The following is a 20,984-nucleotide window of genomic DNA, read 5'->3' on the forward strand; positions in this document are numbered from 1 at the left end:
GTGTCAGTCAGACATGGTTGTATCACCCGCATTCGGCCACAGGGGCCTTATGTGGTAGGCTTTGCCGGTTTGCACGATGGGCGGTTATGACCCTGTGTTTCGGCACGGGCGTTCTGATCGTCCCATTTGTCCGTCTTCAGGAGTTCTCATGCGTCTGACCCAGATTTTCGCCGCCGCAGCCATTGCGTTGGTCAGCACCTTTGCCGTCGCCGATGATGCGGCCGACAAAGCCATTCGTAAAAGCCTGGAAAACCTCCAGCTCGAAGTGCCGGTAGAAAGCATCTCCGCCAGTCCGCTGCCGGGCCTGTACGAAGTCAAACTGCAAGGCAGCCGCGTGCTCTACGCCAGCGCCGACGGTCAATACGTAGTTCAGGGCTACATGTTCCAGCTCAAGGACGGCAAACCGATCAACCTGACCGAGAAGACCGAACGCCTGGGCGTGTCCAAACTGGTCAACGCCATTCCCGTCGCGGAAACAGTGGTCTACCCGGCGATCGGCGAAACCAAATCGCACATCACCGTGTTCACCGACACCACTTGCCCGTACTGCCACAAACTGCACGCCGAAGTGCCTGAGCTGAACAAGCGCGGCATCGAAGTGCGTTACGTCGCGTTCCCGCGCCAGGGCCTGGGCTCGCCGGGTGACGAACAGCTGCAAGCAGTCTGGTGCTCGAAAGACAAGAAAGCGGCCATGGACAAGATGGTCGACGGCAAGGAAATCAAGGCCGCCAAGTGCGATAACCCGGTCTCCAAACAGTTCGCCCTCGGTCAGTCGATCGGCGTGAACGGCACACCGGCCATCGTTTTGGCTGACGGTCAGGTCATTCCGGGCTACCAGCCTGCGCCACAAGTCGCCAAACTGGCGCTGGGCGCGAAATAATTCGCATCGTCACGGCCAGCCCTTGACGATCATGGTCCGGTGGCACCATTTGCCGGGCCATTAATAGAGAGCCGCGAGTATGCGGCTGTTTTCACGGCCGGCCTTGAGTCGGCCGTTTTATGGGGAGTTCACAGTGAAACCGGTCAAAGTAGGCATCTGTGGGTTAGGGACCGTCGGTGGCGGTACCTTCAACGTACTTCAGCGCAACGCCGAGGAAATTGCTCGTCGTGCCGGGCGTGGAATCGAAGTGGCACAAATTGCCATGCGCACGCCAAAGCCTCAGTTCCAAACGACCGGTATTGCGATTACCAACGATGTCTTCGAAGTGGCCACGAACCCTGAGATCGACATCGTTATAGAGCTGATGGGCGGCTATACCGTTGCCCGCGAGCTGGTACTCAAGGCCATCGAGAATGGCAAGCATGTGGTCACCGCGAACAAGGCACTGATCGCCGTTCACGGTAATGAGATTTTCGCCAAGGCTCGCGAGAAAGGCGTGATCGTGGCGTTCGAAGCGGCTGTGGCCGGTGGCATTCCGGTGATCAAGGCGATCCGTGAAGGCCTGTCGGCCAACCGCATCAACTGGGTCGCCGGGATCATCAACGGCACCGGCAACTTCATCCTCACCGAAATGCGTGAGAAGGGTCGCACCTTCGAAGACGTACTGGCCGAGGCGCAAGCCTTGGGTTACGCCGAAGCCGATCCGACCTTCGACGTTGAAGGCATCGACGCGGCCCACAAGCTGACGATCCTTGCCTCCATCGCCTTCGGCATCCCGCTGCAATTTGACAAGGCCTACACCGAAGGCATCACCAAGCTGACCACCGCTGACGTGAACTACGCCGAAGCGCTGGGCTATCGCATCAAGCACCTCGGCGTCGCTCGCAGCACTGCGTCCGGCATCGAGCTGCGTGTGCACCCGACGCTGATCCCGGCTGATCGCCTGATCGCCAACGTCAATGGCGTGATGAACGCGGTGATGGTCAACGGTGATGCTGCCGGTTCGACCCTGTTCTACGGCGCCGGCGCTGGCATGGAGCCGACCGCTTCGTCGGTGATCGCTGACCTGGTGGACGTGGTTCGCGCCATGACCTCCGACCCGGAAAACCGTGTGCCGCACCTGGCCTTCCAGCCGGACTCGCTGTCGGCGCACCCGATCCTGCCGATCGAAGCCTGCGAAAGCGCCTACTACCTGCGCATTCAGGCCAAGGACCATCCGGGCGTATTGGCCCAGGTCGCGAGCATCCTGTCGGAGCGCGGCATCAACATCGAATCGATCATGCAGAAAGAAGTCGAAGAGCATGACGGTCTGGTGCCGATGATCCTGCTGACTCACCGCGTGCTGGAACAGCACATGAACGACGCGATCGCCGCCCTCGAAGCCCTGACAGGCGTGGTGGGTCCGGTTGTACGGATCCGCGTCGAGCACCTGAACTAAGCCGTTATCGTTCACCGGGCTCGCGTGCGGGCCCGGGTTTGCGAACACTGTCTATTGGAGCCAGTCATGCGTTATATCAGTACCCGCGGCCAGGCACCGGCCCTGAATTTCGAAGATGTCCTGCTGGCCGGTCTCGCCACCGACGGCGGTCTGTACGTCCCGGAAAACCTGCCACGTTTCACCCAGGAAGAAATCGCGTCCTGGGCCGGACTTCCGTATCACGAGCTGGCCTTCCGGGTGATGCGCCCGTTCGTCACCGGCAGCATCCCTGATGCCGATTTCAAAAAGATTCTTGAAGAGACTTACGGCGTGTTCTCGCACAACGCTGTCGCGCCGCTGCGTCAGTTGAACGGCAACGAATGGGTGCTGGAGCTTTTCCACGGCCCGACCCTGGCGTTCAAGGACTTCGCCCTGCAACTGCTCGGCCGCTTGCTCGACTACGTGCTGGAAAAACGCGGCGAGCGCGTGGTCATCGTCGGTGCCACTTCCGGTGACACCGGTTCGGCCGCCATCGAAGGCTGCAAGCACTGCGAAAACGTCGACATCTTCATCCTGCACCCGCACAACCGCGTGTCCGAAGTGCAGCGTCGCCAGATGACCACCCTCTTCGGCGAGAACATCCACAACATCGCCATCGAAGGCAACTTCGATGACTGCCAGGAAATGGTCAAGGCGAGCTTCGCCGACCAGAGTTTCCTCAAGGGCACGCGCCTGGTGGCGGTGAACTCGATCAACTGGGCGCGGATCATGGCCCAGATCGTTTACTACTTCCACGCAGCCCTGCAGTTGGGTGGCCCGGCGCGTTCGGTATCGTTCTCGGTGCCGACCGGCAACTTCGGCGACATCTTCGCCGGTTACCTGGCACGCAACATGGGCCTGCCGATCAACCAGTTGATCGTCGCCACCAACCGCAACGACATCCTGCACCGCTTCATGAGCGGCAATCAGTACGTCAAGGAAACCCTGCACGCCACGCTGTCGCCGTCGATGGACATCATGGTGTCGTCGAACTTCGAACGCCTGCTGTTCGACCTGCACGGTCGCAATGGCGCAGCGATTGCCGGTTTGATGGACAACTTCAAACAGGGTGGCGGCTTCAGCGTCGAACAAGAACGCTGGACCGAAGCCCGCAAGCTGTTCGATTCCCTGGCCGTGGATGACGCACAAACCTGCGAAACCATTGCTGACGTCTATGAGCAAACCGGTGAGCTGCTGGATCCGCATACCGCCATCGGTGTGAAGGCTGCGCGCGAATGCCGTCGTAGCCTGGATATTCCAATGGTGATTCTCGGCACAGCCCATCCGGTCAAATTCCCGGATGCAGTGGAGAAGGCCGGCGTAGGAAAAGCGCTTGAACTACCCGCACATCTTTCTGATTTGTTTGAGAGAGATGAGCGTTGCACCGTGTTGCCGAATGATTTGAAAGCCGTGCAGGCCTTTGTCAGTCAGCATGGCAACCGCGGCAAGCCGCTGTAACCGCTAAAAGCTGTCACATTTTGAAGCCCGTCTCCTGACGGGCTTTCTCATTTCTGCATGCCACACTTGTCGCGTTTTCGCCCCAGGAAGGACGGGCGAGTTGATTGCGAAGGAAGTGGTAATGCTGTTTTTCAGAGGGTTAAAGCCAGCCGTGTGCTGGATGTTTTTGATCGGCGTCCTGGGCTTGGCCCAAAAAGGGACGGCTGCGCAATTGGCGGCACCTGAGTCCAGCGGCTCGGGCGGCGCAACCGTCGATCTGGACGCTCAGGAAATGAGGTGGATTGCCGAGCACCCGCAAGTCATCGTCTCATCGGTGCAATACCCGCTTTATCTGTTCAAGGATGAGCACGGCCAATGGAGCGGTCTGAACAACGATCTGCTCAATCGCATCAGTGCCATGACAGGCTTGCAGTTTGTTCACGAAGAGTCGTTCTCTACCGATCAGTTACTTGGGCGTCTGGAAAATGGCGAGGCGGATATGAGCACCACCCTGGCAATGAATGACGAGCGCAAGGCGTTTCTGGATTTCAGTCATGCGTTCGGTGGCGCTGGCTGGGTGGTTGTCGGGCGAGCAGATGCACCGGTCGTGCACTCCCTGGAGCAGTTGGCAAAAAGAGTGCTTGTGTTGCCGGCCCGGCACGCACTCGAAGGCACGATTCGCCGCGACCACCCGTCGATCGAGTTGCGCACGGTCAAGACGTATGCCGAAGCCAGGGCGCTGGTTGAAAGTGGTGAAGCCTTTGCCACTATCGAAAATGAAATCGGGGCGCAGCTCTATCCGTTGGGCCAGCTCAAGGTCGGGCGGGCAGTGGAGGGCAAATGGGAGGCTGATCACCTCGCGGTACGCAAAGGTCAGTCGCCGTTGCTGAGCATTCTCAACAAGGCGCTTGAGGCCTTTCCGGCAGCAGAACTGCGCACGATCCGCCTGAAGTGGCTCAATGGAATCGCCCCCGTTCAGTCACCTTCCCGTTGGCGGCAGATGACTCATTGGCTTTGCTGGAGCATGTTTATCGTCAGCCTGTTCGGCCTGCTTTCCTTGCTCTGGAACCGCAGGCTTGCGGCGCTGATCAAGCAGCGCGTCGACGCCGAGATAGGTCTCGGCGATCAACTGGCGTTCCAGCATGCGTTGATGGACGCCATGCCCGATCCGATGTTTGTTCGTGACCTGGAAGGGCGTTTGATCATGTGCAACAAGAGTTACGAAGAAAGTCTCTGCACTCGTTTTGATCAGGTCCAGGGCAGACGGCTGATTGAGCTCGATGTGTTGCCCAAAGAGACCGCTGAGCTGCTGCATGCCGAATTCATGGCGCAGATGGAGACTCGAAAGCCACGCTTCAGTGAGCGTCAATTAATGTTCAACAACGGTGTCCAGGACATCTACCAGTGGACGGTGCCGTTCTACAGCGCCGATGGTCAATTGCGAGGATTGCTGGGTGGATGGACCGATATCGGTCGCCGGACAAGGCACATGTGAATCGTCTGTTTTTTCCCTGTCATCTTTGCCGTGCATGCTCAGTCGACCTGGGACGCCGACGCGTCTGCACCTGGAATCCAGAACTTTCTTCTCGGGCCAGTGGTCACTTACTGTGAACACGCCCCAGGCACTTTGTTTTCGGACTATTGAGTGGTGATCGAGATGGAAAGTATCAGTCTATTGCTCGGTGAGGCGCTGAGCCCGTATCAGGTCACGCTGACCCCGTCGGGCGCCCATGGCGAATGCCTGGTGACACTGAAGAATGCGACCGGCGCGATCGTGGTCGAACGGGCGTTCAATCAAGCCCAGTTAACCGATTACCGTCTGTTGACGGATGTCGTCGACGGCTTGCACCGCGACGTGCTGATTGCCGAAGGACGGCTGGAGCCCTGCGTCATCGCGGCTCTGCGCAATGCGGCTCAGGACAAGATTCTGGCCAGTCGAAATTGAATTGTTCTTTTGTGGGAACCTTCCTGCACTCAGGTCGTCAGACCATGTAACAGCAGGATCAAGCATTGTGCTCCGGTGCTTGTAGCCTGCAGTTACTGGTCTTTATGTAGGCCACGTTTAACCCCGAGTCGTCTCCCCACTTCTCGGGGTTTCTTTTGCCTGCGATTTGTCATTGCTGCGCCTGATGCTCGAAGAACACTCGGGATTCTTCGAGGTAAGCACTGCGACTTTCCGGGTCGAGCCACGCGGCGTAAGCCTCGCTCAACTGGTCGCGGGGCAGTTTGCGCAGCAGCTGATTGATCTCGACGATCGCTTGCCGGCCCTTGCGTGTGTCGGTACAGCCGATGTAACCGGACAAGAATTTTTCCGCGCCACGAATCGGGTAAAACTGCAGCTCATCCTCCGCGATTCCCTGCTGCTGGGCCTGGTAACGGATTTCCGGGCGATAGCCCAGTAGCAGGCGCAATCGTCCCAGACGTTGCATTTGCAGGAGACTGCCCAAGGCGTCGTTGCCGTAGTGCAGCGTCAGCGCGTCGGGCGGCGCTTGCTTGAGCAGTGCGTCGAGGTACTCGCCATAGTTGCGCTCGGCGATGATGCCCAGCTTCTCGCGGCCACTGGCTAGCAGGGCGGCCAAGTCCAGTTCACCGTCCTGGATAAAGGGTGTCAGCGCCTCACGATCCACCCGCCTTACCGCCACACCATTACTCATGGCCCGAAAAACCGGAATGGAAAACGCAATCCAGCGCTCGCGCTCCTTGCTTTTGTTCAGCGCCGCGTCGCACGTGAGGGAGGGGTCGTGGAGCATTTGCAAGCCGCGAGCGCGATTGACCCGCATCAGCGTGTGTTCGTATTGCGGCATGCCGGCGATCAACAGCGGCAACAGTTGATCGATAACGCCCTGGCCTTTTTTCGGTCCTTCGAAGATCGTCAATGGCGGCAAATCACGCATCAGCCAGATCAGCGTTTCCTTGGGTTGCGCCATCGCGGATGGGGCCAGCCCGGCGAGCAGAAGCGTAACCAGCAGCGCGCGCACTAGCCGTCCGCCATGCGCCAGGCAGATTCTGATGGACTGCGCTAGCCGGCGCCTCAGCTTAGATGGCTCCGTCTTTGCGCAGTTGAGCAATCTGCGACGCGTCATAGCCAAGTTCCTGGAGTACCTGTGCGTTGTGCTCACCCAGTTGTGGCCCGACCCATTCGCAATCGCCGGGCGTCTCAGAGAGTTTCGGCACAATCCCCGGCATCTTGAAGTCTTTACCGTCCGGCAACTTGGCTTGCAGGAACATTTCCCGGGCCAGGTATTGCGGATCGCTGAACATGTCTTCGGCGCTGAAGATCCGGCTGACGGGCACCTCGGCCTGATTCAGCTTCGCCAGCACGGTGTCCAGCGGCTGCGAATTGACCCAGCGATCGATCACCCCATAAATCTCGTCGCGGCGGCTGTCGCGGCCATCGTTGCTGGCCAGCACCGGGTCGTTGGCCAGGTCTTCGCGGCCGATGACCAGCATGAAACGCTTGAAGATCGCATCGCCATTGGCGCCGATCTGCACATGCTTGCCGTCAGCGCTGGTGTGGATCGAGGAGGGCGTGATGCCCGGCATGATATTGCCGGTGCGCTCACGGATGAAACCAAATACGTCGAACTCCGGCACCATGCTTTCCATCATGGCGAAGATCGCTTCATACAGCGCCACGTCCACCACCTGGCCCTGGCCGCCATTGACCTCGCGATGACGCAACGCCATCAGCGCACCAATCACACCCCAAAGCGCGGCAATCGAGTCACCGATGGAAATCCCGGTGCGCACCGGTGGCCGGTCTTCGAAACCGGTGATGTAGCGCAAACCGCCCATGGATTCGCCGACCGCGCCAAAACCGGGCTGATCTTTCATCGGCCCGGTCTGGCCGAACCCCGACAGCCGCACCATCACCAGTTTGGGGTTGAGGGCGTGCAAGACGTCCCAGCCCAGGCCGAGCTTTTCCAGCACGCCAGGGCGAAAATTCTCGATCAGGATGTCTGCGTCGCTCAGCAGTTTTTTCAGGATTGCCAGGCCGTCGGGGTGTTTCAGGTTCAACGTCAGGGACTTTTTATTGCGGGCTTGCACGAACCACCACAGCGAGGTGCCTTCGTACAGTTTTCGCCACTTGCGTAGCGGATCACCGCCGTCGGGGGATTCAATCTTGATCACTTCGGCGCCGAACTCAGCGCAAATGCGCGAGGCAAACGGCCCGGCGATCAAGGTGCCCAATTCGATGACTTTCAGACCTGAGAGCGGTTTGGCGGTGAACGGCATGCTGGATCCTGTAAGACAAAGGCTGAGCGGATATAGCCTTTTAACATAGCCCAATGTCAGACGACCAAGGTTCATCGCCTTCTATTCGTTGATTGCCTACTGCATCGGTTAGACTTGCCGCCTTTCCTCGTATCAAGAAGCCCGTTCATGGCCCAGCCGTCCACGACCTACAAGTTTGAACTGAACCTCACCGACCTCGACCGCAGCGTTTACGAGACCGTGAAGCAGACCATCGCCCGCCACCCTTCGGAAACCGAAGAGCGCATGACCGTGCGGCTGCTGGCCTACGCCTTCTGGTACAACGAGCAGCTGTCGTTCGGTCGCGGTCTGTCAGACGTGGATGAACCTGCCCTGTGGGAAAAGAGCCTGGACGACCGTGTCCTGCACTGGATCGAAGTCGGCCAGCCAGACGCCGATCGCCTGACCTGGTGCTCGCGCCGTACCGAGCGCACCAGCCTGCTGGCCTACGGCAGCCTGCGCGTCTGGGAAACCAAAGTGATCCCGGCGATCAAGAACCTGAAAAACGTGCACATCGCGGCCGTGCCTCAGGACATCCTGGAAACCCTGGCCAAAGACATGCCCCGCGTTATCAAGTGGGACGTGATGATCAGCGAAGGGACGATCTTCGTCACCGACGATCGTGGTCAGCACGAAGTGCAATTGCAGTGGCTGAGCGGCGAACGCGGCTGATTTTTCGCCGTTTGTTCGCGTTATCCGGTTTTATCCTACGTATTCAAGAGAAGCACCTGTCACCCCATGCGCATCGAACCTCGCCTGTTGCCCGACACCCTGCCATTCCTCGGTGATCTGCCGCCACTGCTGACGCGTCTTTACGCGGCGCGGGGCGTGCAATCCGAGGCGGAACTGGACAAGAGCCTGGCGCGGCTGATTCCGTTCCAGCAGCTCAAAGGCATCGATGCGGCGGTGGATTTGCTGGTGACAGCGCTGGAGCAGCGCCAGCGGATTCTGATTGTCGGCGACTTCGACGCTGATGGCGCGACGGCCAGTACCGTGGGCGTGCTGGGGTTGCGGCTGCTCGGCGCGGCGCATGTCGATTATCTGGTGCCGAACCGATTCGAGTATGGCTATGGCCTGACCCCGGAAATCGTTGAAGTGGCGCTGACACGCACGCCTCAGTTGCTGATCACAGTCGACAACGGCATTTCCAGTGTCGAAGGCGTGGCGGCGGCGAAAAAGGCGGGCCTGAACGTGCTGGTCACCGACCACCACTTGCCCGGCGACGAACTGCCGCTGGCCGATGCCATCGTCAATCCGAACCAGCCCGGCTGCGAATTTCCGAGCAAGGCACTGGCCGGCGTCGGAGTGATTTTCTATGTGTTGATGGCCCTGCGCGCGCGGTTGCGCAGCCTCGGCTGGTACGCAAACACGCCACAGCCGAACATCGGCGAGTTGCTGGACCTGGTGGCGCTGGGCAGCGTTGCCGACGTCGTGCCACTGGATGCCAACAACCGGATTCTGGTGCACCAGGGCCTGGAGCGGATTCGCGCCGGGCGTGCCCGTCCGGGCATCAAGGCGATTCTCGAAGTGGCCAAGCGTGAACCGGCACGCATCACCTCGACCGACTTGGGCTTCATTGTCGGCCCGCGCCTGAATGCGGCGGGACGCCTGGATGATATGAGCCTGGGCATCGAATGCCTGATCACCGAAGACGCGGGGCTGGCGCGGGAAATGGCCGTGCAGCTCGACGGCATGAACCAGGACCGCAAATCCATCGAGCAGGGCATGCAGCGTGAAGCGCTGGCTCAACTGAAGGATTTGCCGGTCGAGTCGATGCCGTTTGGCCTGTGCCTGTTTGATCCCGAGTGGCACCAGGGTGTCATCGGAATTCTCGCCTCGCGTATGAAAGAGCGCTATTTCCGTCCGACCATTGCCTTTGCCGATGCCGGCGATGGGTTGCTCAAGGGCTCGGGGCGTTCGGTTCAGGGTTTCCACATCCGTGACGCCTTGAGCGTGGTGGCCGCGCAACATCCGAACCTGATCAGCAAGTACGGCGGCCACGCCATGGCGGCCGGTCTGACCTTGCCCGAAGCGAATTTTCCGTTGTTCGCCGAGGCCTTTGACGCTGAAGTGCGCAGGCAATTGCGCGAAGAAGACCTGACCGGGCGGCTGCTCTCGGATGGAGTGTTGGCGGTCGAGGAATTCCATCTGGAACTGGCCCGTGCCCTGCGCCATGCAGGCCCGTGGGGGCAGCACTTTCCGGAGCCGCTGTTCCATGGCGTGTTTCAGTTGGTTGAGCAGCGCGTCGTCGGCGAACGGCACCTCAAAGTGGTGCTGAGAAGCGAATGCGGCTCGGTGAAGCTCGATGGCATTGCCTTCGGCATCGACCGCGACATCTGGCCGAATCCGACGATCAAATGGGTGGAGTTGGCCTACAAACTCGACCTCAACGAGTTTCGCGGGAACGAGACGGTGCAACTGATGATTGCCCACATAGAACCGCGCTGAGCCTTTCGCGAGCAAGCCCGCTCCCACAGGATTTGCGCAAACCCTGTGGGAGCGGGCTTGCTCGCGAAAGCGATCGCCCTCACGCCAAATATCCCCGGAACCCTCCCTCATCCCCCGATGTCGACTAGGCTCTAAGCACTGCTTGATTATCCTTGTGACGTCTTGTCCAATTTTTGCCCGCGGGGGCGGGTGCTACGCCTTTTTCCTGTCACTCGTCGACTTTTCAAACAGAACCCTGGAGCCTGCCCACTGATTCGAGAGGTGCCCCATGAGTCTGCTGCTTGAACCCTATACCCTTCGTCAATTGACCCTGCTCAACCGCATTGCCGTATCACCGATGTGCCAGTACTCCAGCGTCGATGGGCTGGCCAATGACTGGCACCTGGTTCACCTCGGCAGCCGCGCCGTTGGCGGCGCAGGCCTGATTTTTACCGAAGCCACGGCGGTCACGGCCGACGGGCGCATCACCGCCGAGGACCTCGGCCTGTGGAATGACGAGCAGATCGAACCCCTGCAACGCATCACGCGCTTCATCGCCGCTCAAGGCGCTGTGGCCGGCATTCAACTGGCGCACGCCGGGCGCAAGGCCAGCACTCATCGGCCGTGGATCGGCAAGCATGGCAGCGTCAAACCCGAAGACGGTGGCTGGGTGCCGGTGGGGCCTTCGCCGATTGCTTTCGACCCGCAGCACACCCATCCGAAGCAGCTGGATGAAAGCGAGATTGCAGCGGTGATTCAGGCCTTTGTCGCCTCAGCCAAGCGAGCGCTGACGGCCGGTTTCAAAGTGGTAGAAGTCCATGCCGCTCACGGTTACCTGCTGCATCAGTTTCTTTCGCCCCTGAGCAATCAGCGGCGCGACCAATACGGCGGTTCGTTCGAGAACCGGATTCGACTAGTGCTGCAAGTTACCGAAGCAGTGCGTGCGGTCTGGCCTGAGGAGCTTCCGGTGTTTGTGCGTGTGTCGGCCACCGACTGGGTGGAAGACGGCTGGAATCCTGATGAAACCGTTGAACTGGCACGACGCCTCAAAGACTTGGGTGTCGACCTGATTGATGTTTCGTCGGGTGGTACGGCGGCCAATGCGGAAATTCCTACAGGGCCGGGTTACCAGACCCGTTTCGCCGAACGTGTACGCAAGGAGTCAGGCATCGCCACCGGCACGGTCGGCATGATTACCGAACCGGCCCAGGCCGAGCACATATTGCGCACCTGTCAGGCTGACATCATCTTCCTCGCGCGGGAACTGTTGCGCGATCCGTATTGGCCGCTGCATGCCGACGATGATCTGGGTGGTCGCAAGGCGATCTGGCCGGCGCAGTATCAGCGGGCGACGCACCGGGATCAGCCGATTCATGAGTCGGATTTACGCGACTGAATGCAGCTGAAAAACCAAAAAGCCCCGATCGAGTTGATCGGGGCTTTTGCGTTTCTGGGCGGGAACATCTGTCGTCTGTCAGGCCGTCTTCGCGAGCAAGCCCGCTCCCACATTGGATCTCCATAAAACACAAATTTTGTATCCAACGAAGGACCCCTGTGGGAGCGAGCCTGCTCGCGATGGGGCCAGCCCAGGCAAACCCTTATTATCAGGTGTACTTACGCTTATCCGGTGCCGGCGGGAAATACTGGTACAACCAGGTCTCGCTCAACGTCCGGTCATTGGTGCGAATGAACAACCGCAGCTCAACCGGCGCCACGCTGTCATTGGTCGGGTACCAGTCGAAGGTAATCCGATAACCCTTGATGTCATCCAGCACCAGCACGTTGAAGTCCTTCACCTCGCCGTTTGAGCAGGTCACCACAGGCTCGATCCCCGCGCCTTCCGGCAAGCGGTCCAGACCGCCACCGGTGAAGTCCACGGCAAAGCGTCGTGCCCAGACTTCCGGGTAATGCTCGCCCGGCGCCCAGCCTTCGATAAAGCCGCCCATGCCCGAACGGGTCGCATTGACCCGCGCCAGCGGCGTGCTTACCGGTGGCAGCGCGCTCCAGTAGAGCTTGTAGCCGTAGTTCAGGGAATCACCGGCCGCGACCGGTTTTTTCGGGGTCCAGAACGCGACGATGTTATCGAGGGTTTCGCCGGTTGTAGGAATTTCCAACAGATCGATAGAGCCTTCGCCCCACGCGGTCGTAGGTTCTACCCACAGGCTAGGACGCTTGCTGTACCAGTCCACGGTGTCCTGATAATTGGCGAACTCGTGATCGGTCTGCACCAAGCCAAAACCTTTTGGATCGGTGTCGGCGAAGGCGTTGAATTGCAACGTCGCCGGATTGTTCAGTGGGCGGCAGATCCACTCGCCGTTACCGCGCCACATGGCCAGTCGGTCGGAGTCGTGGATTTGCGGGTGAATGGTGTCGCACATGCGGCGCTCGTGGGTGCCGCAACTGAACATGCTGGTCATCGGAGCGATGCCCAGTTGTTCGATGGCCGTGCGTGCGTTGATGTGAGCGTCAATCTCCATCACCACGCGTTCGGCCTGGCAATCAATGTCAAAGCGGTACGCGCCGGTAGCGCTCGGCGAGTCCAGCAGGGCGTAGACCACGAAACGGGTGCTGTCCTTGCCCGGGGTCTCGAACCAGAACTTGGTGAAGTCCGGGAATTCCTCACGCTTCTTGGCGTAGGTATCAACCGCCAGACCGCGGGCCGACAGACCGTACTGGCCGGTGGCGTCTACCGCACGGAAATAACTGGCGCCAAGGAAGGACAACACATCGTGCCGGTCCAGTTCCGGGGCCTTGAACAGCTTGAACCCGGAAAACCCCAGGTCGCCGGTCAGCTGCTTGGTGTCGACCGTGGTCTTTTCATAGTTGAACAGCGAAGGGCGGAAATGCACTTCACGGGCCTGACGCGTCTTGGGATCGACGCTGTACATGCGCACAGGCTGCTTGAAGCCCATGCCGACGTGGAAGAATTGCACGTCCAGCTGACCGTTCAAGTCTTTCCACAGCGAGTGGTTGCCGTCGTAGCGGATCGCATTGAAATTCTGCGGCGTCATGGTCGCCAGGGTCGGCGGCAGCACCTGCTTGGTGTCCTGATAGCGATTGCCGGCGAGTTGCTTGGCCTGAATCTTCAGCGCCTCGAAATCGAACGCCTGGGCCTCGCCATCAGCGGCGCCGGTGCCCGCCCATGCACGGGCGGCCAGCAGGCCGGTGGCAGACAAGCCGGTGTAGGCAGCGATGGCCATGGACGCTTTGAGCAAATTCCTGCGATGCATAAGTAAAACCTGTCGTGAACAATCCCGCGCCGTTCCTGGCACGTGCTGGATCAAAAATATCGGTTCGGACATGCCTTCGGCCAAACGCAACGGACTTTAAACAGATAACAAATAGCTTAAACCGTTCGGTTACAGAGAAAAAATGATTGGTAGCACTTTGATGATGCGGCAATGAAACAAGAAATGTCGGTTAATTTTTCCGACAGCACTTTCTGATTTTTAGGGCATTTCTGCTTTTTTTGACTAATTACTCTAAAAACCGCTTTTCAGCGCCGGGAATCTTCCTATTCTGTGTTCATGGCCGGTTTCTGCCCTTCAGGCTGGCGACTAATAAAAGGATAGGGCGATGCGGTTTTTGAAGTTTTCTCGGGCTTATAGAAGGACATCGTCCATGACGAAAGTACAAGGCATCACCGAAATGTTGGGAATCTTCCCTTGCCTCGCAACAGGGCGGCGAAGGCATCGGCTCAGTTCGGACGAAATGAAGCTGTTGGAACGGTATCGCGAGTTGTCGGAAAACGACCGGATTGCGATGCGGTATCTGGTGGATGCGATGCGGAGTGTTTCGCGGTTTTGAGCGCCAAACCAAAGGGGCGGACTGTGAAGTCTGCCCCTTTTTCATTTTTCACCCTGCGTTCAACTGCAAGTGCCCATGATCGTGAACGGTCGCTGTGCCTGCATCAGGTCAGGCATGTCCCGCCACTTGATCCACGCTTGATTCTTCCAGTGCAGCAGCGGCACCGAGATGCCTGCCCACTGCAACGAACTCAGGCTTGGAATGTTATCCACAGATGGCGCACTCGAATTACGCAGCATGGGGATGACTTCGTTGCTCAGCCACTGACGCAGGTTTCGATTTTCCGGGATGAAATGATGGACTAGCAGCGCATACATTCCCGATTCGCTGACCATCAGTGATTCGACGGTTTTGCCGTCTTTCAGCAACCAGACGTATCGGCGTTGATCGGGATCGAGTTTCAGAGTGAGACGTTGGTCCAGCGGACGACCCATCAAGCGACCGAGATCCTGGACGCAGAACCAGGCTTGGTTGTCTTGCATGAAGGCGTGAAGGAAGCGGTTGTGGCGGGTGAAGATGGAAGGGATGAAATGAGGATGGGTGTCAGATGGATTTAGCGTGTGCTTAAGCATTTTTTCGACTCCATGTTGAAAAGGGAGCCGCCACTAATCCTTCGACAGATTATGGGTGGCGGACCGTGCGGCGTTCGAAGTCGGGACATTCTCGATCAACATGCAAGCCAAGAGGCCCGCGCCACACGGCCCACCATAAAGCGAAACTGAAAGGCAAAAAATTGCCCCAGTTCATATGGGGGCGCGGATGCGCCATGTTGATGATTTACCGGCTTCGACCCCGGGTCGCTGATTTGGCAGCGACGAGGTAAAGCCTATCGTTCAGGCGCTCGCGGCGCCAAGTCTACTCTGGCGCCGCGTGTTGTAGGAATTGGAGTCTTCCCCGGAAGGCTTGGTCTGTAGGAATTTCCTGTTTTTGCCTGAAGTGCGCTGAAGCAGCATCGTCACCCTGGTTTTTCCTATAGTTTTTTCCGCTTTCAGGAACGAACTGCAGGTTTGCTACATGTTGATCGAATTTTCAGTTTCCAATTACCGCTCCTTCCGTGACAAGCAAACCCTGTCCATGGCAGCAACGCCGCGCCTGAGCAAAAAGCGCAACCTTTTCAAGTCGCCGGTGAATGGAGAAAAACTGCCGGACTTACTGAAGATCGCTGCGATATACGGGCCAAACGCGTCGGGTAAATCGTCACTGATCCGGGCGATGGGAATTATGGGAAGCTTGCTCGCTGCGCCTCCGACCTCAAATGAGGAATCGCTACCGGTTTCCCCGTTTCGTTTTGACCCGCAGCTTAAAGACGAGCCAAGTTGTTTCGAGTACAACTTCATTCAAGGCTCACTCCGTTATCGGTTTTTACTGCGCATGACGGCGCAACGAATCATCGAGGAACACCTGGTCTCTTATCCGAAAGGAAAGGAAACGCTTTTATATCAGCGTTGTTTGGGGGAGGAGGGTGAGCAGTACGTGTTTGGCTCAAGCCTTGAGGGAGGCAAAGAGGTTCACAATGCCTGGCGGCGTTTGACCAGTCCGAAGATGTTATTCATTGCACAGGCTGTCGCGAACAGCAGCGAAGAGCTGGCGCAGTTGCGAGAACCATTTGGCTGGTTTCAATCCGGCCTTCTCGTCATCGAACAGAACAACATGATGGGATTGTCGGCAGCCTCCATCCGGTTTCTTCAGATGGCATCGGACTACACGTGCGACTTGAGAGACTTTCTAAAAGAGGTCGATATTCCAGTCTCGGACATTCAACTGAATTCTGATGCAGACGCTGCTCCAGCCAGCAGAAAACTCACGCTTAAAGAATTCTTCGCGGCGGCGCGAAAAGACAAAGTGACCCTGACGCATACGAGTCATCTAGGAGATGCGGAGTTTGATTTTTCAGAAGAGTCTGGTGGCACAAAAAACCTGATTGGATTCTGGTTGCCCTGGTTCATGATCAATCACACAGACGGGAGCGGAATACTGGCCGTCGATGAGTTGGACAGCAGCCTTCATCCAGCAATAGTGGCTGATCTGATTGGAAAACATTTGGACAGTGGGCAGAACACCCAGCTGATTTTCACGACTCACGACACTCATCTGATGAATACCCAAATGCTTCGGCGAGATCAAATCTGGATCACCGAGCGTGATGCCAATGGCGCCACCCGTCTTTTTTCCGTCCACGATTTTGACGGGCGCGAGGGAGAGGACGTTGAGAAGCGGTACTTCGAAGGCCGTTACCGTGGTTTGCCGTTGATCAGGCGGAGGTAACCATGGCGCGGACGACACGCTTGTTTGATCGAAAGAAGTCGCGGTTCAAACCGCAACCCAAGGTGCTGATCCTTTGTGAGGACAGTCAATCAGGAAAGCGATACCTGGAGGATGCGGCCTTTCATTTTCGTGCCAACGCCCACGTTGAAATTGCCCATTGCGGCCTGACTCATCCAAGTGGGATTGTCGAAAGGGCGATTGCCCGGCAAAGAAACTTCGACAAGGTTTTTTGTGCCTTGGACCGCGACACTCATCTTTGCTTCGACCGTGCGGTCGACCTGGCGAAACCGCATCCGAAGATAAAAGTGATAGCGTCTTTTCCCTGTTTCGAGTTTTGGTTGCTATTGCACTTTGGCTACAACAGAAAGCCATTCGCTGCAGCAGGTGGGAAATCCCCCGGCGAACTTGTGACCAGAAGTCTTAGGGGCCAACCTCTGATGGAGGATTATGAAAAGGGTAAAAATGTCAGCCATTTTGATCTGTTGAAGGGAGAGCTTTTCAATACTGCAAGGGTGCTTGCTCCTCGAATTTTTCTCGATGCTGTTAACAGCGGTGAGCTCAATCCCAGTACTGAAATCCATCTGCTAATGGATGAGTTTGAAGTCCTTTCCGTCCCCCAATCGATCTAACGTCGTAACAACTCGCCCCGGTGCCACAACCAGCCCCGGGGCGAAATCAATTACCGACTAACCTTCCACGCATCCCCCGCCGGCACCGTCCCATGGTCATACGGCTTGGCCAACCACATGTAGATCAACCCCAACCCAGTAACGATCGCCGTACTCAACACCATCGCATAGTTGATGTACCACTCCGCATCCGGTGTACGCGTTGCTCGGCGTCGCTGTCGGCGACGGCTGCTGAGAGTTCGGGTAGTGCACTCATGGTGTGTCAGCTCCGGAAAATCGGCAGATTTCGGATGTCCGAAACCGTGGCAGGGCCGTGATGGCGCTGCCCGGATCGGTGGTTACAGTTTTGGTTTTCTGGCTTTGAATCCTGGCGGTGCGTGGTGCCGGTTTCGACCTTGAAACCGAGGTGACGCCTTCGCGAGCAAGCCCGCTCCCACATGGAATGCATTTCAACTGTGGGAGTGAGCCTGCTCGCGATGCTTTTAGTGCTTGAACATCACATGCCGAACCACGGTGTAGTCCTCCAGCCCATACATGGACATGTCCTTCCCGTAGCCGGACAATTTCTGACCGCCGTGGGGCATTTCACTGACCAGCATGAAGTGCGTATTCACCCAGGTGCAGCCGTACTGCAAGCGTGCAGACAGGCGATGCGCGCGACCGACATCCGAGGTCCAGACCGACGACGCCAAGCCGTAGTTCGAGTCGTTGGCCCAGCCCAGCACCTGTGCTTCATCGATGAACTTGGTCACCGACACCACTGGCCCGAACACTTCGCGGCGGACGATTTCGTCGTCCTGCTGAGCGTCCGCCAACACCGTCGGTTCGAAGAAGAAACCATTCCCCTCCACAGCCTTGCCGCCAGTAACCAAACGGATATGCGGTTGCGCCACGGCACGCTCGACAAACCCGGCCACGCGGTCACGGTGCTGCGCAGTGATCAGCGGCCCCAGCTCGGTGGACGGATCATCCTGCAACCCGTACTTGATGCTGCTGACTGCTTCGCCGAGTTTCTCGACGAATTTTTCGTAGATGCCTTCTTGTGCGTAGATGCGGCAAGCCGCGGTGCAATCCTGGCCGGCGTTGTAGAAACCGAAGGTGCGAATGCCTTCCACGGCAGCGTCGATGTCGGCGTCGTCGAAGATGATCACCGGGGCCTTGCCGCCCAGTTCCATGTGCATGCGTTTGACGCTGTCGGCGGTGCTGGAAATGATGTTCGAACCGGTGGCGATCGAGCCGGTCAACGAAACCATGCGTACTTTCGGGTGCGTGACCAATGGGCTACCGACGGTAGGACCACGGCCGAACACCAGGTTAAGCACGCCGGCCGGGAAGATTTCCGACGCCAGTTCCGCCAGGCGCAACGCGGTCAGCGGGGTTTGTTCCGACGGCTTGAGCACCACGGTATTACCGGCGGCGAGGGCTGGGGCGATTTTCCAGGCGACCATCATCAGCGGGTAGTTCCACGGCGCGATGGAAGCGATCACGCCGACCGGGTCGCGGCGGATCATCGAGGTGTGGCCGGGCAAGTATTCGCCGCCCGCTGAGCCGCTCATGCAACGGCTGGCGCCGGCGAAGAAGCGGAACACGTCGGCAATCGCCGGGACCTCATCGTTCAGCGCGGCGCTGTAGGGTTTGCCGCAGTTATCCGATTCGAGTTTGGCCAGCTCTTCGCCGTGGGCTTCGATGGCGTCGGCGAGTTTGAGCAGTAGCAATGAGCGTTCTTTCGGCGTGGTTTGCGACCAGCTTTCGAAGGCACTGTCGGCGGCACGCACGGCGGCATCGACCTGGGCTTCGCTGGCTTCGTTGATTTCCACCAGTACACGGCCGAGGGCCGGGTTGAACACCGGTTGGGCGGGGCCGTCGCCGTCGATCAGTTGGCCGTTGATCAAGAGTTTGGTTTGCATTGTCTTGCCCTCATTGACGCTTTTATTGTTCTGTCGAAACCGGATCCCTGTAGGAGCGAGGCTTGCCCGCGAAGAGGCCATCACATTCAACATTGATGTTGGCTGACACACCGCTTTCGCGGGCAAGCCTCGCTCCTACAGGATCCGGTTTCCACATTAGGATCTGAGTTGTCGGTTATTTTCCGCCACTGCCCGCAACACTCTCACCGCCCCGGGTCAGGTAATACGCGCCGAGAATCGGCAGCATGGTCACCATCATCACCAGCATCGCGACGACGTTGGTCACCGGCACATCCCGTGGGCGACTGAGCTGGTTGAGTAGCCACAGCGGCAACGTGCGTTCATGCCCGGCGGTGAAGGTGGTGACGATGATTTCGTCGAACGACAACGCAAACGCGAGCATGCCGCCGGCCAGCAACGCCGAGCCGAGGTTCGGCAGAACGATGTAGCGAAAGGTCTGCCAGCCATCGGCGCCAAGGTCCATCGAGGCCTCGATCAAACTGTGCGAAGTGCGGCGCAAACGGGCGATCACGTTGTTGTAGACGATCACCACACAGAAGGTCGCGTGGCCGACTATGATGGTGAACATCCCCGGCTCGATCCCCAGCGTCTTGAAGGTCGCCAGCAACGCGATCCCGGTGATGATCCCGGGCAACGCAATCGGCAGGATCAGCATCAGCGAGATGCCCTGCTTGCCGAAGAAATCCCGCCGGTACAACGCCGCTGACGCCAAGGTGCCAAGGACCAATGCGATCAACGTCGCGACGGACGCAATCTGCAGCGACAGCTTGATCGCTTCCAGCACGTCGGGACGGGAGAACGCGACGCCGATCCACTTCAGGGTGAAGCCCTTGGGCGGAAAGCTGAACGCCGTGTCTTCAGTGTTGAAGGCGTACAGGAAGATGATCAGGATCGGGAAGTGCAGGAACACCAGCCCGCCCCAGGCTGCGATTTTCAGGCCTAAAGAAGCTTTCTCAGAGTGCATCGAAAGCCCCCAGTCGTTTGACGATGGTCAGGTAAATGGCGATCAGCACAATCGGCACCAGCGTGAACGCCGCGGCCATCGGCATGTTGCCGATTGCGCCTTGCTGCGCGTACACCATGCTGCCCACGAAGTAACCCGGCGGACCCACCAGTTGCGGCACGATGAAGTCGCCCAGGGTCAGCGAAAAGGTGAAGATCGAACCGGCCGCGATGCCTGGAATCGACAGCGGCAGAATCACCTGCATGAAAGTCTGGCGCGGCTTGGCGCCAAGGTCGGCCGACGCTTGCAGCAGCGAAGGCGGCAGGCGTTCCAGCGAGGCCTGGATCGGCAGGATCATGAACGGCAGCCAGATGTAGACGAACACCATGAAACGACCCAAGTGCGAGGTCGACAACGTGCTGCCACCGACGCCCGGAATGCCCAGCACAAACTGCAAAACCGGCTCCAGTCCAAGGTACTGAACAAACCACTGCGCAACACCGCCCTTGGCCAGCAGCAAGGTCCACGCGTAAGCCTTGACGATGTAACTGGCCCACATCGGCATCATCACCGCGATGTAGAAAAACGCCTTGGTCTTGCCGGTGGTGTAGCGCGCCATGTAATAGGCAATCGGGAACGCGACGATGGCGCTGGCAATCGAGACGGCGACGGCCATGCTCAGGGTGCGCAGGATGATGTCGAAGTTCGACGGCTGGAACAGCGCGGCAAAGTTCGCCAGGGTCAGGTCGGGGGTGACCGCCATGGTGAAGTCATCGAAGGTGTAGAAACCTTGCCACAGCAGCACCAGCAGCGAACCGAGGTAGATCGCGCCGAACCACAGCAGCGGCGGCACCAGCAGCAGCGACAGGTAAAAATTCGGTCGGCGATAGAGCAGGTTGGAAAACCTGCGCAACGGCGAACCGCCGGCCGGGGTTTGAGGGAGAGCCACGCTGGTCAT

Annotated in this window: 18 protein-coding genes; 11 read left to right on the plus strand and 7 right to left on the minus strand. The window is 58.6% G+C overall.

Annotated features, from left to right (window positions below):
* Positions 1–148: 148 nt before the first annotated feature.
* From dsbC to ACA053_RS05180, 5 genes are all read left to right on the plus strand, one after another.
* The gene (gene dsbC / locus ACA053_RS05160; protein WP_109628141.1) at positions 149–880 is read left to right on the plus strand and encodes a bifunctional protein-disulfide isomerase/oxidoreductase DsbC; all 732 of its coding nucleotides are present in this window, start codon (positions 149–151) and stop codon (positions 878–880) included.
* Between the two features lie 133 nt (positions 881–1,013).
* Positions 1,014–2,318 (plus strand): homoserine dehydrogenase, encoded by a 1,305-nt coding sequence (locus ACA053_RS05165; protein ID WP_109635956.1) that lies wholly within the window; start codon positions 1,014–1,016, stop codon positions 2,316–2,318.
* Between the two features lie 66 nt (positions 2,319–2,384).
* Positions 2,385–3,794 carry a threonine synthase gene (gene thrC / locus ACA053_RS05170; RefSeq protein ID WP_497315796.1) on the plus strand — a complete coding sequence of 470 codons (1,410 nt, stop codon included), beginning with the start codon at positions 2,385–2,387 and terminating at the stop codon, positions 3,792–3,794.
* A 121-nt stretch (positions 3,795–3,915) separates the two neighbouring features.
* Complete coding sequence (locus ACA053_RS05175) at positions 3,916–5,268, plus strand: transporter substrate-binding domain-containing protein (protein ID WP_497315798.1); 1,353 nt, start codon at positions 3,916–3,918, stop codon at positions 5,266–5,268.
* A gap of 162 nt (positions 5,269–5,430) precedes the next feature.
* Positions 5,431–5,718: a DUF3509 domain-containing protein gene (locus ACA053_RS05180; RefSeq protein WP_109628144.1), complete on the plus strand. Its 288-nt coding sequence runs from the start codon at positions 5,431–5,433 to the stop codon at positions 5,716–5,718.
* A gap of 169 nt (positions 5,719–5,887) precedes the next feature.
* Here the strand turns inward: ACA053_RS05180 and ACA053_RS05185 are convergent, their stop codons facing one another.
* Both ACA053_RS05185 and ACA053_RS05190 read right to left on the minus strand, forming a co-directional pair.
* Complete coding sequence (locus tag ACA053_RS05185) at positions 5,888–6,856, minus strand: TIGR02285 family protein (RefSeq protein WP_497315800.1); 969 nt, start codon at positions 6,854–6,856, stop codon at positions 5,888–5,890.
* A complete protein-coding gene (locus ACA053_RS05190) occupies positions 6,810–8,009 on the minus strand; it encodes a CaiB/BaiF CoA transferase family protein (protein WP_497394671.1) in 1,200 nt (399 codons plus the stop codon). The genes ACA053_RS05185 and ACA053_RS05190 overlap by 47 nt, the downstream gene beginning before the upstream one ends.
* A 147-nt stretch (positions 8,010–8,156) precedes the next feature.
* Here ACA053_RS05190 and ACA053_RS05195 point away from each other — a divergent pair, with 147 nt between their 5' ends.
* The 3 genes from ACA053_RS05195 (at position 8,157) to ACA053_RS05205 (ending at position 11,850) form a co-directional block, all read left to right on the plus strand.
* On the plus strand, positions 8,157–8,699 hold the full coding sequence (locus ACA053_RS05195; protein ID WP_150709869.1) for a YaeQ family protein: 543 nt from the start codon (positions 8,157–8,159) through the stop codon (positions 8,697–8,699).
* Positions 8,700–8,765: 66 nt separating this feature from the next.
* Positions 8,766–10,475: a single-stranded-DNA-specific exonuclease RecJ gene (recJ, locus tag ACA053_RS05200; protein ID WP_497394672.1), complete on the plus strand. Its 1,710-nt coding sequence runs from the start codon at positions 8,766–8,768 to the stop codon at positions 10,473–10,475.
* Between the two features lie 268 nt (positions 10,476–10,743).
* The gene (locus tag ACA053_RS05205; protein WP_497315806.1) at positions 10,744–11,850 is read left to right on the plus strand and encodes an NADH:flavin oxidoreductase/NADH oxidase; all 1,107 of its coding nucleotides are present in this window, start codon (positions 10,744–10,746) and stop codon (positions 11,848–11,850) included.
* A gap of 208 nt (positions 11,851–12,058) precedes the next feature.
* On the opposite strand, the gene ACA053_RS05210 is transcribed toward ACA053_RS05205, so the two are convergent.
* On the minus strand, positions 12,059–13,684 hold the full coding sequence (locus ACA053_RS05210; RefSeq protein WP_109628150.1) for a glucan biosynthesis protein D: 1,626 nt from the start codon (positions 13,682–13,684) through the stop codon (positions 12,059–12,061).
* A 391-nt stretch (positions 13,685–14,075) separates the two neighbouring features.
* Here ACA053_RS05210 and ACA053_RS05215 point away from each other — a divergent pair, with 391 nt between their 5' ends.
* Positions 14,076–14,261: a hypothetical protein gene (locus ACA053_RS05215; RefSeq protein WP_010462962.1), complete on the plus strand. Its 186-nt coding sequence runs from the start codon at positions 14,076–14,078 to the stop codon at positions 14,259–14,261.
* Positions 14,262–14,320: 59 nt separating this feature from the next.
* Here the strand turns inward: ACA053_RS05215 and ACA053_RS05220 are convergent, their stop codons facing one another.
* A complete protein-coding gene (locus ACA053_RS05220) occupies positions 14,321–14,833 on the minus strand; it encodes a BRO-N domain-containing protein (RefSeq protein WP_497315810.1) in 513 nt (170 codons plus the stop codon).
* 442 nt (positions 14,834–15,275) lie between these two features.
* On the opposite strand from ACA053_RS05220, the gene ACA053_RS05225 reads away from it, so the two are divergent.
* Positions 15,276–16,526 carry an AAA family ATPase gene (locus ACA053_RS05225; protein ID WP_497315812.1) on the plus strand — a complete coding sequence of 417 codons (1,251 nt, stop codon included), beginning with the start codon at positions 15,276–15,278 and terminating at the stop codon, positions 16,524–16,526.
* A gap of 2 nt (positions 16,527–16,528) precedes the next feature.
* Positions 16,529–17,155 carry an RloB family protein gene (locus tag ACA053_RS05230; RefSeq protein ID WP_497394673.1) on the plus strand — a complete coding sequence of 209 codons (627 nt, stop codon included), beginning with the start codon at positions 16,529–16,531 and terminating at the stop codon, positions 17,153–17,155.
* Positions 17,156–17,637: 482 nt separating this feature from the next.
* Here ACA053_RS05230 and ACA053_RS05235 read toward each other — a convergent pair whose 3' ends face one another.
* The 3 genes from ACA053_RS05235 to ACA053_RS05245 all read right to left on the minus strand — a co-directional run bounded on the left by ACA053_RS05235 (position 17,638) and on the right by ACA053_RS05245 (position 20,984).
* A complete protein-coding gene (locus ACA053_RS05235) occupies positions 17,638–19,062 on the minus strand; it encodes a gamma-aminobutyraldehyde dehydrogenase (protein WP_497394674.1) in 1,425 nt (474 codons plus the stop codon).
* 175 nt (positions 19,063–19,237) lie between these two features.
* A complete protein-coding gene (locus ACA053_RS05240; protein WP_150710010.1) occupies positions 19,238–20,047 on the minus strand; it encodes an ABC transporter permease in 810 nt (269 codons plus the stop codon).
* A complete protein-coding gene (locus ACA053_RS05245) occupies positions 20,037–20,984 on the minus strand; it encodes an ABC transporter permease (protein WP_497315816.1) in 948 nt (315 codons plus the stop codon). Before ACA053_RS05245 ends, ACA053_RS05240 begins: the two co-directional genes overlap by 11 nt.

This window comes from Pseudomonas sp. LBUM1672, from assembly GCF_059695655.1.

Bases quoted from the DNA above. Each gene is read 5' to 3' on its own strand.
- dsbC (WP_109628141.1), top strand. From the start codon at position 149: ATGCGTCTGACCCAGATTTTCGCCGCCGCAGCCATTGCGTTGGTCAGC.
- thrC (WP_497315796.1), top strand. From the start codon at position 2,385: ATGCGTTATATCAGTACCCGCGGCCAGGCACCGGCCCTGAATTTCGAA.
- ACA053_RS05175 (WP_497315798.1), top strand. From the start codon at position 3,916: ATGCTGTTTTTCAGAGGGTTAAAGCCAGCCGTGTGCTGGATGTTTTTG.
- ACA053_RS05180 (WP_109628144.1), top strand. From the start codon at position 5,431: ATGGAAAGTATCAGTCTATTGCTCGGTGAGGCGCTGAGCCCGTATCAG.
- ACA053_RS05185 (WP_497315800.1), bottom strand. From the start codon at position 6,856: ATGACGCGTCGCAGATTGCTCAACTGCGCAAAGACGGAGCCATCTAAG.
- ACA053_RS05190 (WP_497394671.1), bottom strand. From the start codon at position 8,009: ATGCCGTTCACCGCCAAACCGCTCTCAGGTCTGAAAGTCATCGAATTG.
- ACA053_RS05195 (WP_150709869.1), top strand. From the start codon at position 8,157: ATGGCCCAGCCGTCCACGACCTACAAGTTTGAACTGAACCTCACCGAC.
- recJ (WP_497394672.1), top strand. From the start codon at position 8,766: ATGCGCATCGAACCTCGCCTGTTGCCCGACACCCTGCCATTCCTCGGT.
- ACA053_RS05205 (WP_497315806.1), top strand. From the start codon at position 10,744: ATGAGTCTGCTGCTTGAACCCTATACCCTTCGTCAATTGACCCTGCTC.
- ACA053_RS05210 (WP_109628150.1), bottom strand. From the start codon at position 13,684: ATGCATCGCAGGAATTTGCTCAAAGCGTCCATGGCCATCGCTGCCTAC.
- ACA053_RS05215 (WP_010462962.1), top strand. From the start codon at position 14,076: ATGACGAAAGTACAAGGCATCACCGAAATGTTGGGAATCTTCCCTTGC.
- ACA053_RS05220 (WP_497315810.1), bottom strand. From the start codon at position 14,833: ATGCTTAAGCACACGCTAAATCCATCTGACACCCATCCTCATTTCATC.
- ACA053_RS05225 (WP_497315812.1), top strand. From the start codon at position 15,276: ATGTTGATCGAATTTTCAGTTTCCAATTACCGCTCCTTCCGTGACAAG.
- ACA053_RS05230 (WP_497394673.1), top strand. From the start codon at position 16,529: ATGGCGCGGACGACACGCTTGTTTGATCGAAAGAAGTCGCGGTTCAAA.
- ACA053_RS05235 (WP_497394674.1), bottom strand. From the start codon at position 19,062: ATGCAAACCAAACTCTTGATCAACGGCCAACTGATCGACGGCGACGGC.
- ACA053_RS05240 (WP_150710010.1), bottom strand. From the start codon at position 20,047: ATGCACTCTGAGAAAGCTTCTTTAGGCCTGAAAATCGCAGCCTGGGGC.
- ACA053_RS05245 (WP_497315816.1), bottom strand. From the start codon at position 20,984: ATGACCAGCGTGGCTCTCCCTCAAACCCCGGCCGGCGGTTCGCCGTTG.